This is a genomic window from Escherichia sp. Lx600-2, from assembly GCF_036662595.1.
Taxonomy (GTDB): domain Bacteria; phylum Pseudomonadota; class Gammaproteobacteria; order Enterobacterales; family Enterobacteriaceae; genus Escherichia; species Escherichia coli.
In genome coordinates, this window is the sequence record NZ_JAYQWM010000078.1 from 1 (window position 1) to 16,541 (window position 16,541).

General features: G+C 48.8%; 12 protein-coding genes and 4 pseudogenes. 11 read left to right on the forward strand and 5 right to left on the reverse strand.

All coding sequences use genetic code 11. From position 1 onward, the window contains the following. The 3 genes and pseudogenes from OQV04_RS25180 to pspG all read left to right on the forward strand — a co-directional run. A pseudogene (locus tag OQV04_RS25180) lies at window positions 1-1,008 on the forward strand (DUF2713 family protein); the annotation flags it as partial. A gap of 360 nt (window positions 1,009-1,368) precedes the next feature. Then, on the forward strand, window positions 1,369-2,406 hold the full coding sequence (gene dusA, locus OQV04_RS19720) for a tRNA dihydrouridine(20/20a) synthase DusA (RefSeq protein WP_001362079.1): 1,038 nt from the start codon (window positions 1,369-1,371) through the stop codon (window positions 2,404-2,406). 133 nt (window positions 2,407-2,539) lie between these two features. Beyond that, the gene (gene pspG, locus OQV04_RS19725) at window positions 2,540-2,782 is read left to right on the forward strand and encodes an envelope stress response protein PspG (protein ID WP_000891404.1); all 243 of its coding nucleotides are present in this window, start codon (window positions 2,540-2,542) and stop codon (window positions 2,780-2,782) included. 165 nt (window positions 2,783-2,947) lie between these two features. On the opposite strand, the gene OQV04_RS19730 is transcribed toward pspG, so the two are convergent. Next, a complete protein-coding gene (locus OQV04_RS19730) occupies window positions 2,948-3,931 on the reverse strand; it encodes a quinone oxidoreductase (protein WP_032281990.1) in 984 nt (327 codons plus the stop codon). An 82-nt stretch (window positions 3,932-4,013) separates the two neighbouring features. On the opposite strand from OQV04_RS19730, the gene dnaB reads away from it, so the two are divergent. The 3 genes from dnaB (at window position 4,014) to tyrB (ending at window position 8,007) form a co-directional block, all read left to right on the forward strand. Continuing rightward, window positions 4,014-5,429: a replicative DNA helicase gene (gene dnaB / locus OQV04_RS19735; protein ID WP_000918363.1), complete on the forward strand. Its 1,416-nt coding sequence runs from the start codon at window positions 4,014-4,016 to the stop codon at window positions 5,427-5,429. Window positions 5,430-5,481: 52 nt separating this feature from the next. Continuing rightward, entirely contained in the window at window positions 5,482-6,561 is a 1,080-nt protein-coding gene (alr, locus tag OQV04_RS19740) for an alanine racemase (protein WP_032281991.1), read from the forward strand. Window positions 6,562-6,813: 252 nt separating this feature from the next. After that, the gene (gene tyrB / locus OQV04_RS19745) at window positions 6,814-8,007 is read left to right on the forward strand and encodes an aromatic amino acid transaminase (protein WP_332642650.1); all 1,194 of its coding nucleotides are present in this window, start codon (window positions 6,814-6,816) and stop codon (window positions 8,005-8,007) included. Window positions 8,008-8,509: 502 nt separating this feature from the next. Here the strand turns inward: tyrB and OQV04_RS19750 are convergent. Beyond that, window positions 8,510-8,714 (reverse strand): annotated as a pseudogene (locus OQV04_RS19750) (hypothetical protein). A gap of 401 nt (window positions 8,715-9,115) precedes the next feature. On the opposite strand from OQV04_RS19750, the pseudogene aphA reads away from it, so the two are divergent. The 3 genes and pseudogenes from aphA (at window position 9,116) to OQV04_RS19765 (ending at window position 10,716) form a co-directional block, all read left to right on the forward strand. After that, window positions 9,116-9,829 (forward strand): annotated as a pseudogene (aphA, locus tag OQV04_RS19755) (acid phosphatase AphA). A gap of 110 nt (window positions 9,830-9,939) precedes the next feature. Further along, complete coding sequence (locus OQV04_RS19760) at window positions 9,940-10,356, forward strand: secondary thiamine-phosphate synthase enzyme YjbQ (protein WP_000270375.1); 417 nt, start codon at window positions 9,940-9,942, stop codon at window positions 10,354-10,356. Window positions 10,357-10,359: 3 nt separating this feature from the next. After that, on the forward strand, window positions 10,360-10,716 hold the full coding sequence (locus OQV04_RS19765; protein WP_000155657.1) for an MmcQ/YjbR family DNA-binding protein: 357 nt from the start codon (window positions 10,360-10,362) through the stop codon (window positions 10,714-10,716). 34 nt (window positions 10,717-10,750) lie between these two features. Here OQV04_RS19765 and uvrA read toward each other — a convergent pair whose 3' ends face one another. Next, window positions 10,751-13,573 carry an excinuclease ABC subunit UvrA gene (gene uvrA, locus OQV04_RS19770; RefSeq protein ID WP_000357740.1) on the reverse strand — a complete coding sequence of 941 codons (2,823 nt, stop codon included), beginning with the start codon at window positions 13,571-13,573 and terminating at the stop codon, window positions 10,751-10,753. A 254-nt stretch (window positions 13,574-13,827) separates the two neighbouring features. Here uvrA and ssb1 point away from each other — a divergent pair, with 254 nt between their 5' ends. Then, window positions 13,828-14,364, forward strand: a complete 537-nt coding sequence (gene ssb1, locus OQV04_RS19775) for a single-stranded DNA-binding protein SSB1 (RefSeq protein ID WP_000168305.1) — start codon at window positions 13,828-13,830, stop codon at window positions 14,362-14,364. A gap of 98 nt (window positions 14,365-14,462) precedes the next feature. Here the strand turns inward: ssb1 and OQV04_RS19780 are convergent, their stop codons facing one another. Then, entirely contained in the window at window positions 14,463-14,744 is a 282-nt protein-coding gene (locus OQV04_RS19780; RefSeq protein WP_001362074.1) for a YjcB family protein, read from the reverse strand. A gap of 428 nt (window positions 14,745-15,172) precedes the next feature. Between OQV04_RS19780 and pdeC the strand changes: the two are divergent. Then, window positions 15,173-16,465, forward strand: a pseudogene (gene pdeC / locus OQV04_RS19785) (c-di-GMP phosphodiesterase PdeC); the annotation flags it as partial. Between the two features lie 17 nt (window positions 16,466-16,482). Here pdeC and OQV04_RS25185 read toward each other — a convergent pair. After that, a complete protein-coding gene (locus OQV04_RS25185; protein WP_003032489.1) occupies window positions 16,483-16,539 on the reverse strand; it encodes an IS1 family transposase in 57 nt (18 codons plus the stop codon). Window positions 16,540-16,541 lie beyond the last annotated feature (2 nt).

Sequence of the window (16,541 nt, forward strand, 5' to 3'; positions counted from 1 at the left end):
CCGGTGCAACTGGATACTTTAATAAAACACTCAATTCAAATCAATTCGATAATAAAGATGCAACCAAAGATAAATTAGATAATATAGATGCAACCAACGATAAATTAGATAATAGAGGTACAATCAAAGATAAATTAAATAATATATATGGTAAGTCTATTGATTATTCAGCGCTGCGTCATCGGGATATAATTATTGCAAAAATAGATTTGTTTATTCAAAGAATCACTCATAATTTATGGCATGCACGTAAAAAAAATGTGTTTTTAATTGAGCAAATAACTAATCTCAAAGTGTGGGTCAATAAGTATATTGACGATTGCACTGATGAGGATTTAAACGATCGTGACTTTATTGCATCAGTTGTTGACCGGGCTATTTTTCATTTCGCGGTTAATAGTATATGTAATACTGAGGGTAATAAAGATGCAACGCCCATAGAACGATATACTTTTGATGTAGAAACCAAGAATGGCCTTCCCTCCACGGTTCAGCTATTTTATGAGGAATCTAAAGATAATGAACCTTTAGCGAATATACATTTGCAAGCAATAGATTCTGGTTTTTTAACGTTTGTTAATGCATGTCAGAAATATGATGACAACAGCTTAAAATTATTCGCTTCGCTGTTGATTTCACTTTCATACTCTAGTGCCTACACAGATTTAGCAGGAGCAGAAAAAGTGAATATTAATGATCATAATGGGAACTATCTGACAGCTCAGTTTGAAGAGTTATCTCAACGTGATATGAAGAAGTACCTGGGAGAAATGAAGCGTCTGGCAGATGGGGGAGAAATGAATTTTGATGGCTATCTGGATAAGATGTCACATCTGGTGAATGAAGGAACGCTCGCCCCTGATATTTTAAGCAAAATGCGAGATGCTGCACCGAAATTAATTGACTTTGCTAAGTCGTTTGACCCAAACTCAAAGGAAAAGATATAAAATATATACAGGTACTTCTAAATTAATTTATGATTTATTCGGGGTTAAATCGGAGAAATAATATGTGAAGTTCTTCGATGGTATGAAAGGTATTACATAAAAGAACCCAATGCTTATTGGGTTCTTTTTTCTCTATCAGTGCTATTAGCAGGGAGAGATATCACCGGAGTTTAATGTGTGATTTTTATTTATCGTCGAATCTGTATTGTTTATCATTGCTTTTCACAACGCTAACATCTAATAAGATTAGATCTTCACTTCGTGAGAGCTTCATGCCTTGAGAGGATCTCATTTTTCTTTTGCAATGAGACAGGCGCTTCCTGTTGTTATGGTATAGTACCCCGTTATTGAGCCTCCTGAACAGTGATGCTGAATAACATAACTCCATGATATATCGATAAAATAATCTCTACATTTGAAAATGCACGGTAATTCTGAAATGCAAAAAATCAACCAAACCAGCGCAATGCCTGAAAAAACTGACGTTCACTGGAGTGGTCGGTTTAGCGTTGCACCAATGCTCGACTGGACGGACAGACATTGCCGCTATTTCTTGCGTCTGCTTTCCCGCAATACGCTGCTGTATACCGAAATGGTGACCACAGGGGCGATTATTCACGGTAAAGGTGATTACCTGGCGTACAGTGAAGAAGAACATCCGGTAGCGTTGCAACTCGGCGGTAGCGATCCGGCGGCGCTGGCGCAGTGTGCGAAGCTGGCAGAAGCGCGCGGATATGATGAGATCAACCTGAATGTCGGCTGCCCGTCTGACCGGGTGCAGAACGGCATGTTTGGTGCGTGTCTGATGGGTAATGCGCAGCTGGTTGCCGACTGCGTGAAAGCGATGCGCGATGTGGTGTCGATTCCGGTGACGGTGAAAACGCGTATTGGCATCGATGACCAGGACAGCTATGAATTTCTCTGCAATTTCATCAACACCGTTTCCGGCAAAGGCGAGTGTGAGATGTTCATCATCCACGCACGTAAAGCCTGGCTTTCGGGGTTAAGCCCGAAAGAAAACCGTGAAATCCCGCCGCTCGATTATCCGCGTGTGTATCAACTGAAGCGTGACTTTCCGCATCTGACGATGTCGATTAACGGTGGCATCAAGTCGCTGGAAGAAGCTAAAGCGCATTTGCAACATATGGATGGCGTGATGGTCGGGCGCGAGGCGTATCAGAATCCGGGTATTCTGGCGGCGGTAGACCGGGAGATCTTTGGTTCCTCGGATACCGATGCCGATCCGGTGGCGGTAGTGCGCGCCATGTATCCGTACATTGAGCGTGAACTCAGCCAGGGGACGTATCTCGGCCATATTACCCGGCATATGCTGGGCTTGTTCCAGGGTATTCCTGGCGCGCGGCAGTGGCGGCGTTATTTAAGTGAAAATGCCCATAAAGCGGGTGCTGACATTAACGTGCTGGAACACGCGCTCAAACTGGTGGCGGATAAGCGTTAACTTTTCACCAAAAAGTAGTCAAATTCACCACGCCCTGCGCACCGTCGCGGGGCGTTTTGCTGTTAAATCAATAGATTATTTTTGGCATGATTCTTGTAATGCCTGCAAGAGATTTCATATTTGGGAGAGCATCATGCTGGAACTACTTTTTGTGATTGGCTTTTTTGTCATGTTGATGGTCACCGGCGTTTCGTTGCTGGGCATTATCGCCGCGCTGGTTGTGGCGACGGCCATTATGTTCCTCGGCGGTATGCTGGCATTGATGATTAAGTTGCTGCCGTGGTTACTCCTGGCGATTGCGGTGGTGTGGGTTATTAAGGCGATTAAAGCACCAAAAGTGCCGAAATATCAGCGTTATGACCGCTGGCGTTACTAAGGGATTGTGCGGATGATCACAACCTAAGGTTTTATCCTTAGAACAAAATAGGAATTGATAATCAAATCTGTCACTATTGCGCCTCTAACAGATTCATCGTGCTGTACCCTACATACAGCCGAACTATAAAAAGAAAGGGCTTCCCAGGTGGAAGCCCTATTTCTTTTATGGAATCAACAGGCTGGAACCTTGCGTCGCGCGGCTTTCCAGAATCTCATGCGCACGCTGCGCATCCTTCAGCGGATATTTCTGCTGCTCGGCGACATCGACCTTAATCACACCGCTGGCAATCAAAGAGAACAGTTCATTACTGGCCTCGGTTAATTCCTCCCGCGTGGTGATATAGCCTTGCAGGGAAGGGCGTGTCACATACAACGAGCCTTTCTGATTGAGAATGCCTAAGTTCACACCGGTAACCGCGCCTGATGAGTTGCCAAAACTCACCATTAAGCCGCGGCGTTGCAGGCAATCCAGCGACCGTTCCCAGGTGTCTCTGCCCACGGAATCGTACACTACGCGCACTTTCTTACCGCCGGTGATCTCTTTCAATCGCTCGACCAGATTCTCTTCGCGATAGTTAATAACCTGCCACGCGCCGGCTTTTAGCGCGCTCTGCGCTTTTTGCGCGGTTCCTACGGTGCCGATAAGTTTCGCGCCCAGGGCTTTTGCCCACTGGCAGGCAATCAAGCCAACGCCGCCAGCTGCTGCGTGGAACAGGAACTGTTCATCGGGTTTAATTTCATAGGTTTTGCGCAGCAGATAATAAACCGTTAAGCCTTTCAGGAAAGCTGCTGCAGCTTGCTCAAAAGAAATTGCCGCAGGCAGAATCGCCGCTTTATCCGCATTAATGTTATGCACAGAGCTGTAAGCGCCTAACGCCGACTGCGCATAGACTACACGATCGCCAGCCTTAATATGCTTTACACCACTGCCGACTTTACTCACGATGCCTGCCGCTTCGGTACCTAATCCGCTGGGTAGTGATGGCGGCGGGTAAAGGCCGCTGCGGATATACGTGTCGATAAAATTGATGCCGATGGCTTTATTTTCGACCTGGATTTCATTCTCCGCCGGATCGGCAGGAGTGAACTCTACGGCTTGAAGTACTTCCGGGCCACCGTGCTTGTGAAATTCAATTCGTGTTGCCATGTGTCCTCCAGAACGTATCGTCAGGGTCTGCTTCATATGGTAAAGTTTCGACCCATTCTTTATCTCGGTAACTCCATTCACTATGGCAGGAAATAAACCCTTCAACAAACAGCAGGCTGAACCCCGCGAACGCGATCCACAAGTTGCCGGGCTGAAAGTGCCTCCGCACTCGATCGAAGCGGAGCAGTCGGTGTTGGGCGGTTTAATGCTGGATAACGAACGCTGGGATGATGTAGCCGAGCGTGTGGTAGCAGACGATTTTTACACCCGCCCACACCGTCATATCTTTACTGAAATGGCGCGTTTGCAGGAAAGCGGTAGTCCTATCGATCTGATTACCCTTGCGGAATCGCTGGAACGCCAGGGGCAACTCGATAGCGTCGGTGGTTTTGCTTATCTGGCAGAGCTGTCAAAAAATACGCCAAGTGCGGCGAACATCAGTGCTTATGCTGACATCGTGCGTGAACGTGCCGTTGTCCGTGAGATGATCTCGGTTGCGAATGAGATTGCCGAAGCCGGTTTTGATCCGCAGGGGCGTACCAGCGAAGATCTGCTGGATCTGGCTGAATCCCGCGTCTTTAAAATTGCCGAAAGTCGTGCGAACAAAGACGAAGGGCCGAAGAACATCGCCGATGTGCTCGACGCAACCGTGGCGCGTATTGAGCAGTTGTTTCAGCAGCCACACGATGGCGTTACCGGGGTAAACACCGGTTATGACGATCTCAACAAAAAAACCGCTGGCTTGCAGCCGTCGGATTTGATCATCGTCGCCGCGCGTCCGTCGATGGGTAAAACAACATTTGCGATGAACCTCGTCGAAAACGCGGCGATGTTGCAGGATAAACCGGTACTTATCTTCTCGCTGGAGATGCCATCAGAACAGATCATGATGCGTTCTCTGGCGTCGCTGTCGCGCGTTGACCAGACTAAAATCCGTACCGGGCAGCTCGATGATGAAGACTGGGCGCGCATTTCCGGCACCATGGGTATTTTGCTCGAAAAACGCAATATCTATATCGATGACTCCTCCGGCTTGACGCCAACGGAAGTGCGTTCCCGCGCACGCCGTATTGCCCGTGAACACGGCGGCATCGGGCTTATCATGATCGACTACCTGCAACTGATGCGCGTACCGGCGCTTTCCGATAACCGTACGCTGGAAATTGCAGAAATCTCCCGCTCGCTGAAAGCACTGGCGAAAGAACTGAACGTGCCGGTGGTGGCGCTGTCCCAGTTGAACCGTTCTCTGGAACAACGTGCCGACAAACGCCCGGTCAACTCCGACCTGCGTGAATCTGGCTCTATCGAGCAGGATGCGGACTTGATCATGTTTATCTATCGTGATGAGGTGTATCACGAAAACAGTGATTTAAAAGGCATCGCGGAAATTATTATCGGTAAACAACGTAACGGCCCAATCGGGACGGTACGCCTGACCTTTAACGGTCAATGGTCGCGCTTCGACAACTATGCGGGGCCGCAGTACGACGACGAATAATAATTATTTTATGAATTAGGTAATTAAAGCAAACACTTATCAAGGAACACAAATGCAAGCGGCAACTGTTGTGATTAACCGCCGCGCTCTGCGACACAACCTGCAACGTCTTCGTGAACTGGCACCTGCCAGTAAAATGGTTGCGGTGGTGAAAGCGAACGCTTATGGTCACGGTCTTCTTGAGACCGCGCGAACGCTCCCCGATGCTGACGCCTTTGGCGTAGCCCGTCTCGAAGAAGCTCTGCGACTGCGTGCGGGGGGAATCACCAAACCTGTACTGTTACTCGAAGGCTTTTTTGATGCCAGAGATCTGCCGACGATTTCTGCGCAACATTTTCATACCGCCGTACATAACGAAGAACAGCTGGCTGCGCTGGAAGAGGCGCATCTGGAAGAGCCGGTTACCGTCTGGATGAAACTCGATACCGGTATGCACCGTCTGGGCGTAAGGCCGGAACAGGCTGAGGCGTTTTATCATCGCCTGACCCAGTGCAAAAACGTTCGTCAGCCGGTGAATATCGTCAGCCATTTTGCGCGCGCGGATGAACCAAAATGTGGCGCAACCGAGAAACAACTCGCTATCTTTAATACCTTTTGCGAAGGCAAACCAGGTCAACGTTCCATTGCCGCGTCGGGTGGTATTCTGCTGTGGCCACAGTCGCATTTTGACTGGGTGCGCCCGGGCATCATTCTTTATGGCGTCTCGCCGCTGGAAGATCGCTCCACCGGTGCCGATTTTGGCTGTCAGCCAGTGATGTCACTAACCTCCAGCCTGATTGCCGTGCGTGAGCATAAAGTCGGAGAGCCTGTCGGTTATGGTGGAACCTGGATAAGCGAACGTGATACTCGTCTTGGTGTAGTTGCGATGGGCTATGGCGATGGTTATCCGCGCGCCGCGCCGTCCGGTACGCCAGTGCTGGTGAACGGTCGCGAAGTGCCGATTGTCGGGCGAGTCGCGATGGATATGATCTGCGTAGACTTAGGTCCACAGGCACAGGATAAAGCCGGGGACCCGGTCATTTTGTGGGGTGAAGGTTTGCCCGTAGAACGTATCGCTGAAATGACGAAAGTAAGCGCTTACGAACTTATTACGCGCCTGACTTCAAGGGTCGCGATGAAATACGTGGATTAATCGTTCTGTAATATTTGATTGTCTGTGCCGGATGCGGCGTGAATGCCTTATCCGGCCAATAAAATCCTACCAATTCAATAAGTTGATATTCTTTCATGCTCTTATAAAGGTCGTGCCTCTGGCGGATGTACGTTTGTCATGAGTCTCACTCTGTTGCTAATTGCCGGTCGCCCCTGAACATCCACTCGATCTTCGCCTTCTTCCGGTTTATTGTGTTTTAACCACCTGCCCGTAAACCTGGAGAACCATCGCGTGTTTCAAAAAGTTGACGCCTACGCTGGCGACCCGATTCTTACGCTTATGGAGCGTTTTAAAGAAGACCCTCGCAGCGACAAAGTGAATTTAAGTATCGGTCTGTACTACAACGAAGACGGAATTATTCCACAATTGAAAGCCGTGGCTGATGCAGAAGCGCGCCTGAATGCGGTGCCTCATGGCGCTTCGCTTTATTTACCGATGGAAGGGCTTAACAGCTATCGCCATGCCATTGCGCCGCTGCTGTTTGGTGCCGACCATCCGGTACTGCAACAACAGCGCGTAGCAACCATTCAAACCCTTGGCGGCTCAGGGGCATTGAAAGTGGGCGCGGATTTCCTGAAACGCTACTTTCCGGAATCAGGCGTCTGGGTCAGCGATCCTACCTGGGAAAACCACGTAGCAATATTCGCCGGGGCTGGATTCGAAGTGAGTACTTACCCCTGGTATGACGAAGCGACTAACGGCGTGCGCTTTAATGACCTGTTGGCGACGCTGAAAACATTACCTGCCCGCAGTATTGTGTTGCTGCATCCATGTTGCCACAATCCAACGGGTGCCGATCTCACTAATGATCAGTGGGATGCGGTGATTGAAATTCTCAAAGCCCGCGAGCTTATCCCATTCCTTGATATTGCCTATCAAGGATTTGGTGCCGGTATGGAAGAGGATGCCTACGCCATTCGCGCCATTGCCAGCGCTGGATTACCCGCTCTGGTGAGCATTTCGTTCTCGAAAATTTTCTCCCTTTACGGCGAGCGCGTCGGCGGACTTTCTGTTCTGTGTGAAGATGCCGAAGCCGCTGGCCGCGTACTGGGGCAATTGAAAGCAACAGTTCGCCGCAACTACTCCAGCCCGCCGAATTTTGGTGCGCAGGTGGTGGCTGCAGTGCTGAATGACGAGGCATTGAAAGCCAGCTGGCTGGCGGAAGTAGAAGAGATGCGTACTCGCATTCTGGCAATGCGTCAGGAACTGGTGAAGGTATTGAGCACAGAGATGCCAGAACGCAATTTCGATTATCTGCTTAATCAGCGCGGCATGTTCAGTTATACCGGTTTAAGTGCCGCTCAGGTTGACCGACTACGTGAGGAGTTTGGTGTTTATCTCATCGCCAGCGGTCGCATGTGTGTCGCCGGGTTAAATACGGCAAATGTACAACGTGTGGCAAAGGCGTTTGCTGCGGTGATGTAATGCAGGAAAGCAGGCTGGAGTTACCCAGCCTGCAGTGAAATTAAACTGTCGTCGCTTTCACTCTTTCTTTATAGATGATTTTTTTGATGCCATCGTTCTACGTAAGAGATAATAAACGTTGTTAGTTCTTTTATTGTTAAGCTTATCCCAATTATCTGGAATTCCTTATCCTGTTTTTTTGTGTGGAGTAATAATTTCTGCACATCTAACCATTATTAAATTTAATAATAAGTATCGGGTTTGTTACGATAGAATTTTTCTATATCCTCAAGAATATGCTTTGCCTTATTGCCTGTGACTTTCTGAGATTCAATTATAGTATCGTTAAATTCTAAAGTTAAAGAGAACTCTTTTTTTCCGCTTTGTGTAAGTTTAACCTTATATTGATTACCAATATCAAATAAAAAGGTCCTGTAATGAGAATAATCACCTTTAACCTCCTCGGCAAAACAGCAAAGCGTGCAAATATACATAAAATCTTTCTTACCCCTGATTTTGTTAACTAAATCAATAAATGCGTGAAAAACTGTACTTGCAATAGAACTTGATACTTCTTCTCCAGGTCTACAAAAATCTTTTGCAATTTTTAACTGTGTTTCTATATATAAAAAAAGATCTATGGCATAAGAGATATCTTTGTTATTTAGTGCATCTAGCTCAACAGGTAAAGATGTCATTTTGTTGTTGTTCACATATGATATATTCATATCATCATCTCCATCGGGAGTAATAAAATTAGTCACCATTGTAGGGTAGGGTTCTGGTCAATCAGAAATCATCTTTATAAACTTCGATTGTTTTTGTAATGCTGTATCATTAAGTTCATTAAATCGTACAGCAGATAAATGTTCTATCAAATTTCGCTCATTTGCAGAGGATTCATCATAATAAACGAAATATTAATGTATTCTTACATCGAGCAATAACCATTTTTTTACAAAAAAACGACAGGAACGTATTTACTGGGTTAAATATAATCATCCTGCTTTTCATCACAAAAACCGCAGATAATCCTTCCTTTCCCCTGCAGCTGGCGTTATGGTCAGATGGTTTTTGCAACAAATCTCACAATAAAAAGTTTCAACATACTGACTATTTAGGGAAAAATATGCGCAAGATCACACAGGCAATCAGTGCCGTTTGCTTATTGTTCGCTCTAAACAGTTCCGCTGTTGCCCTGGCCTCATCTCCTTCACCGCTTAACCCTGGTACTAACGTTGCCAGGCTTGCTGAACAGGCACCAATTCATTGGGTTTCGGTCGCACAAATTGAAAATAGCCTCGCAGGGCGCCCGCCAATGGCGGTGGGGTTTGATATCGATGACACGGTACTTTTTTCCAGTCCGGGCTTCTGGCGCGGCAAAAAAACCTTCTCGCCAGAAAGCGAAGATTATCTGAAAAATCCTGTGTTCTGGGAAAAAATGAACAATGGCTGGGATGAATTCAGCATTCCAAAAGAGGTCGCTCGCCAGCTGATTGATATGCATGTACGCCGCGGTGACGCGATCTTCTTTGTGACTGGTCGTAGCCCGACGAAAACAGAAACGGTTTCAAAAACGCTGGCGGATAATTTTCATATTCCTGCCACCAGCATGAATCCGGTAATCTTTGCGGGCGATAAACCAGGGCAAAATACAAAATCGCAATAGCTGCAGGATAAAAATATCCGAATTTTTTATGGCGATTCCGATAACGATATTACCGCTGCACGCGATGTCGGCGCTCGTGGTATCCGCATTCTGCGCGCCTCCAACTCTACCTACAAACCCTTGCCACAAGCGGGTGCGTTTGGTGAAGAGGTGATCGTCAATTCAGAATACTGACAGAGCGGGAGAGCGTGATGCTCTCCCGAATGCTGTTTTTTTAATCACACCTTTATCCTTTCGCTGTCTTGCTGCAAACTGATTAAGAGAGTTTTATCAAGGAGCAGCACATGTGGTATCAAAAGACGCTCACGCTTAGCGCCAAATCTCGTGGGTTTCATCTGGTAACGGATGAAATTCTGAATCAGCTGGCTGATATGCCGCGCGTTAACATCGGCTTACTGCATCTGTTGCTGCAACATACCTCCGCCTCTCTGACACTTAATGAGAACTGCGATCCCACCGTACGCCACGACATGGAGCGTTTTTTCCTCCGCACCGTTCCCGACAACGGAAATTATGAGCATGACTATGAGGGAGCAGACGATATGCCTTCTCATATCAAATCCTCAATGCTGGGAACATCGCTTGTATTGCCGGTGCATAAAGGGCGTATTCAGACCGGCACCTGGCAAGGCATTTGGCTGGGGGAACATCGCATCCACGGCGGATCGCGTCGCATCATCGCGACACTACAAGGGGAGTAAAAAATGACCATTTCGGAGTTGCTACAATATTGCATGGCAAAACCAGGCGCAGAACAGAGCGTGCATAACGACTGGAAAGCGACGCAGATCAAAGTGGAAGATGTACTGTTTGCGATGGTGAAAGAAGTAGAAAATCGCCCAGCTGTTTCGCTGAAAACCAGCCCGGAGCTGGCGGAGCTGCTACGTCAGCAGCACAGCGATGTGCGTCCAAGCCGCCATCTGAATAAAGCGCACTGGAGCACCGTGTATCTCGACGGTTCGCTGCCAGATTCGCAAATCTATTATCTGGTGGATGCGTCTTATCAGCAGGCGGTGAATTTACTGCCGGAAGAAAAACGTAAATTGCTGGTGCAACTCTGAAAGGAAAAGGCCGCTCGGAAAGCGGCCTTAACGATTACAGCATCGGCTTGAGGAAGCGTGCCGTATGCGAAGCTTCGCACTCCGCGACGGTTTCTGGCGTACCGGAGACGAGGATTTCGCCGCCGCCACTGCCGCCTTCTGGTCCCAGGTCGACAATCCAGTCAGCGGTTTTGATCACGTCGAGATTGTGCTCAATCACCACAATGGTGTTGCCCTGATCGCGCAGTTTATGCAGTACGTCGAGCAGTTGCTGAATATCGGCGAAGTGCAGACCGGTGGTCGGCTCGTCGAGAATATACAGCGTCTGCCCGGTGCCGCGTTTTGACAGCTCACGCGCCAGCTTCACGCGCTGGGCTTCACCACCAGAAAGTGTGGTTGCGGACTGCCCCAGGCGAATGTACGTCAGACCAACGTCCATCAACGTTTGCAGCTTACGCGCCAGAGCTGGCACCGCATCAAAGAACTCACGCGCCTCTTCGATGGTCATATCCAGCACTTCGTGGATGGTTTTGCCTTTGTACTTAATCTCCAGCGTTTCACGGTTATAGCGTTTACCTTTGCACTGGTCGCACGGCACGTAAATGTCCGGCAGGAAGTGCATCTCCACTTTGATCACGCCATCGCCCTGACAGGCCTCGCAGCGTCCGCCACGGACGTTAAAGCTGAAACGTCCTGGCGTATAACCACGCGCACGGGATTCCGGTACGCCCGCAAACAGTTCGCGCACAGGCGTAAACACGCCGGTATAGGTCGCCGGGTTAGAACGCGGAGTACGACCAATTGGGCTTTGGTCGATATCGATTACTTTGTCGAAATGCTCCAGTCCCTGAATATCGCGATACGGTGCCGGTTCGGCGATGGTCGCACCATTCAACTGGCGTTGGGCAATCGGGAACAGTGTGTCGTTAATCAGCGTCGATTTACCGGAACCTGAAACCCCTGTGATGCAGGTAAACAGACCGACTGGCAGCGTTAGCGTCACGTCTTTCAGGTTGTTGCCGCGTGCGCCAGTCAGCTTAAGTACTTTTTCCGGATTCGCCGGAACGCGTTTCTTCGGCACTTCAATCTTGCGTTTACCGCTCATGTACTGTCCGGTCAACGACTCCGGCACCGCCATAATCGCTTCCAGCGGACCTTCCGCGACCACTTCACCGCCATGTACACCTGCACCAGGACCGATATCGATCACATGATCAGCGGCGCGAATCGCGTCTTCGTCGTGCTCCACCACAATCACGGTATTACCGAGATCGCGCAGATGGATAAGTGTACCCAACAAGCGCTCGTTATCGCGCTGGTGCAGGCCGATAGACGGCTCGTCCAGTACATACATAACACCAACCAGGCCCGCACCAATCTGGCTCGCCAGACGAATACGCTGGGCTTCACCGCCAGAAAGCGTTTCTGCCGAGCGGGAAAGTGTCAGGTAATTCAGGCCGACGTTAACGAGGAATTTCAAACGATCGCCGATCTCTTTAAGAATTTTTTCCGCAATCTTCGCCCGCTGACCTGCGAGTTTGAGATTGTTGAAGAATTCCATCGCATGACCAATGCTCATGTCGGAGATGGCGGGCAGCGGCGTATTCTCGACATACACGTGGCGCGCTTCCCGACGCAGACGCGTCCCTTCGCAGCTGGCACACGGACGATTACTGATAAACTTGGCTAATTCTTCGCGTACCGCGCTGGACTCCGTCTCTTTATAACGGCGCTCCATATTGTGCAGCACGCCTTCGAACGGATGACGACGAATGGAGGTATCGCCACGATCGTTCATGTATTTGAATTCAATGTTTTCTTTGCCAGAACCGTACAACACCACTTTATGCACGTTCGCGCTCAGGCTGCCCCACGGCGCTTCGACGTCGAACTTATAGTGATCTGCCAGCGATTTCAGCATCTGAAAATAATAGAAGTTGCGGCGATCCCAGCCACGGATCGCACCACCTGCCAGCGACAGTTCCGGATTCTGGATCACGCGGTCAGGATCGAAATATTGCTGTACGCCGAGGCCGTCACAGGTCGGGCAGGCACCTGCCGGGTTGTTAAACGAAAACAGTCGCGGCTCCAGTTCACGCATACTGTAGCCGCAAATTGGGCAGGCGAAGTTGGCGGAAAACAGCAGCTCTTCCGCTTTCGGGTCGTCCATATCCGCCACTACCGCGGTACCACCGGAAAGCTCCAGCGCGGTTTCAAACGACTCGGCAAGACGTTGGGTAAGATCGTCACGCACCTTGAAGCGATCAACCACCACTTCAATAGTGTGTTTCTTTTGCAGTTCCAGTTTCGGCGGATCGGAAAGATCGCAGACTTCGCCATCAATACGAGCACGGATGTAACCCTGGCTTGCCAGGTTCTCCAGCGTTTTGGTGTGTTCGCCTTTGCGCTCTTTAATGATTGGCGCGAGCAGCATCAGACGCTTGCCTTCCGGCTGCGACAGCACGTTATCCACCATCTGGCTGACGGTTTGCGCCGCCAGCGGGACGTCGTGGTCCGGGCAACGCGGTTCGCCGACGCGGGCGAACAACAAACGCAAATAGTCGTGGATTTCGGTGATTGTCCCCACCGTAGAACGCGGGTTATGAGACGTCGATTTCTGCTCAATTGAGATGGCAGGAGAAAGCCCCTCAATATGATCGACGTCCGGCTTTTCCATCAGTGACAGAAACTGCCGCGCGTAGGCGGAAAGGGATTCAACGTAACGGCGCTGCCCTTCGGCATATAAGGTGTCGAAAGCGAGCGAGGATTTGCCAGAACCCGAAAGCCCGGTCACGACAATGAGCTTGTCGCGGGGGATAACGAGGTTGATGTTTTTGAGATTATGGGTGCGGGCGCCCCGAACTTCGATCTTATCCATTCACCTTTCCCGGATTAAACGCTTTTTTGCCCGGTGGCATGGTGCTACCGGCGATCACAAACGGTTAATTATGACACAAATTGACCTGAATGAATATACAGTATTGGAATGCATTACCCGGAGTGTTGTGTAACAATGTCTGGCCAGGTTTGTTTCCCGGAACCGAGGTCACAACATAGTAAAAGCGCTATTGGTAATGGTACAATCGCGCGTTTACACTTATTCAGAACGATTTTTTTTCAGGAGACACGAACATGGCCAGCAGAGGCGTAAACAAGGTTATTCTCGTTGGTAATCTGGGTCAGGACCCGGAAGTACGCTACATGCCAAATGGTGGCGCAGTTGCCAACATTACGCTGGCTACTTCCGAATCCTGGCGTGATAAAGCGACCGGCGAGATGAAAGAGCAGACTGAATGGCACCGCGTTGTGCTGTTCGGCAAACTGGCAGAAGTGGCCAGCGAATATCTGCGTAAAGGTTCTCAGGTTTATATCGAAGGTCAGCTGCGTACCCGCAAATGGACCGATCAATCCGGCCAGGATCGCTACACCACAGAAGTCGTGGTGAACGTTGGCGGCACCATGCAGATGCTGGGTGGTCGTCAGGGTGGTGGCGCTCCGGCAGGTGGTAATATCGGTGGCGGTCAGCCGCAGGGCGGTTGGGGTCAGCCTCAGCAGCCGCAGGGTGGCAATCAGTTCAGCGGCGGCGCGCAGTCTCGCCCGCAGCAGTCCGCTCCGGCAGCGCCGTCTAACGAGCCGCCGATGGACTTTGATGACGATATTCCGTTCTGATTTGTCATTAAAACAATAGGTTATATTGTTTTAAGGTGGATGATTAAAGCATCTGCCAGCCATAAAAAAGAAGCCTCCGTTATGGAGGCTTCTACGTATCAGGTCAAAATCATTGGCCACTGTGGCGGTGTCTGATTCATCTCTTCTATCATCACCGACTCGATGTTGTGCCAGATGGCGGTGATGTCCGCCATTGTGATGCCAAGCAACCCCATTGCGAACCAGCAGGCGGAAACCACGCCCAGACCGCTGCTGATCACTGCAAGCCCGACATAATCAGACCGACGAAAACGGATGTTGAGTGTGCTGGCCAGAAACATCATTACGGCACTAAGAAGTTGCCAGCGAAGAAGAACCATGCCAGTGGTGAGGGTAGCCATCAAACAATTCCTCTGAAAAGAGCCGATGCCCTGGACAGCGCGGCGTTGTTCACGGGAGGCGTGGTACACTCTGGCTATCGCGGGGCTTGCAGAACACAAAAATGAAACACTCTGTTTGTTTCATTAATTTTGTGAACTATATCACAATTGATTGTTTGTTAGCCATATTAGGCCGTGACTTTTATTGCTGTACAGATTATGTGGTTTTTCAGTGGCATTAAGGGTATATCTTCCCGCCGCCTCTGTATTCCTGTAGAAAATTAATTTTGAATATCAATGAATTATTTTCATCCAGGTGACGATTAAAAAGGTATCAATTTCAAATCAGGCAAAAGTGCTATTTATACCGTAAGATTTATCTAAAGACGTCGGTAGCCAGGGTTTCACCTTGCAATGGCCGGGTATAAACAGGCAGGAAATTGATAGCAATGAGTCATCGTGCACGACACCAATTACTGGCGTTGCCGGGCATTATCTTTTTAGTTCTCTTTCCCATCATTCTGTCGCTATGGATTGCCTTCCTTTGGGCAAAATCAGAAGTGAATAATCAGCTCCGAACCTTTGCTCAACTGGCACTGGATAAATCCGAGCTGGTCATTCGCCAGGCAGATTTAGTGAGCGATGCAGCAGAACGCTATCAGGGGCAAGTTTGCTCTCCAGCCCATCAAAAGCGAATGTTAAATATTATTCGTGGCTATCTTTATATTAATGAATTGATCTATGCCCGTGATAACCATTTTTTATGCTCATCGCTGATAGCGCCTGTAAACGGCTATACGATTGCACCGGCCGATTATGAGCGTGACCCTAACGTTTCTATCTATTATTACCGCGATACGCCTTTTTTCTCTGGCTATAAAATGACCTATATGCAGCGGGGAAATTATGTGGCGGTTATCAACCCTCTCTTCTGGAGTGAAGTGATGTCTGATGACCCGACATTGCAATGGGGTGTGTATGATACGGTGACGAAAACCTTTTTCTCGTTAAGCAACGAGGCCTCGGCAGCAACGTTTTCTCCGCTGATTCATTTGAAGGATTTAACCGTACAAAGAAATGGCTATTTATATGCGACAGTTTATTCGACAAAACGCCCAATTGCAGCCATTGTTGCGACTTCATATCAACGTCTTATAGCCCATTTTTATAATCATCTTATTTTTGCGTTACCCGCCGGTATTTTGGGGAGTCTTGTTCTGCTATTACTCTGGCTACGTATTCGACAAAACTATTTGTCTCCCAAACGCAAATTGCAACGCGCCCTAGAAAAACATCAACTTTGTCTTTATTACCAGCCAATAATCGATATCAAAACAGAAAAATGTATCGGTGCTGAAGCGTTATTACGTTGGCCTGGTGAGCAGGGGCAAGTTATGAATCCGGCAGAGTTTATTCCGCTGGCAGAAAAGGAGGGGATGATAGAACAGGTAACTGATTATATTATTGATAATGTCTTCCGCGATCTGGGCGCGTACCTTGCAACACATGCTGATCGCTATGTTTCTATTAATCTGTCGGCCTCCGATTTTCATACGTCACGGTTGATAGCGCGAATCAATCAGAAAACAGAGCAATACGCGGTGCGTCCACAGCAAATTAAATTTGAAGTGACTGAACATGCATTTCTTGATGTCGACAAAATGACGCCGATTATTCTGGCTTTCCGCCAGGCCGGTTACGAAGTGGCAATTGATGATTTTGGTATTGGCTACTCTAACTTGCAGGTAATGACTCCAACTTATTGATAGTGTTTTATGTTCAGATAATGCCCGATGACTTTGTCATGCAGCTCCACCG

Excerpts from the sequence above, each read along its gene's own strand:
- alr (WP_032281991.1), top strand. The coding sequence starts at position 5,482 with ATGCAAGCGGCAACTGTTGTGATTAACCGCCGCGCTCTGCGACACAAC.
- dusA (WP_001362079.1), top strand. The coding sequence starts at position 1,369 with ATGCACGGTAATTCTGAAATGCAAAAAATCAACCAAACCAGCGCAATG.
- dnaB (WP_000918363.1), top strand. The coding sequence starts at position 4,014 with ATGGCAGGAAATAAACCCTTCAACAAACAGCAGGCTGAACCCCGCGAA.
- OQV04_RS19760 (WP_000270375.1), top strand. The coding sequence starts at position 9,940 with ATGTGGTATCAAAAGACGCTCACGCTTAGCGCCAAATCTCGTGGGTTT.
- uvrA (WP_000357740.1), bottom strand. The coding sequence starts at position 13,573 with ATGGATAAGATCGAAGTTCGGGGCGCCCGCACCCATAATCTCAAAAAC.
- ssb1 (WP_000168305.1), top strand. The coding sequence starts at position 13,828 with ATGGCCAGCAGAGGCGTAAACAAGGTTATTCTCGTTGGTAATCTGGGT.
- pspG (WP_000891404.1), top strand. The coding sequence starts at position 2,540 with ATGCTGGAACTACTTTTTGTGATTGGCTTTTTTGTCATGTTGATGGTC.
- OQV04_RS19765 (WP_000155657.1), top strand. The coding sequence starts at position 10,360 with ATGACCATTTCGGAGTTGCTACAATATTGCATGGCAAAACCAGGCGCA.
- OQV04_RS19780 (WP_001362074.1), bottom strand. The coding sequence starts at position 14,744 with ATGGCTACCCTCACCACTGGCATGGTTCTTCTTCGCTGGCAACTTCTT.
- OQV04_RS19730 (WP_032281990.1), bottom strand. The coding sequence starts at position 3,931 with ATGGCAACACGAATTGAATTTCACAAGCACGGTGGCCCGGAAGTACTT.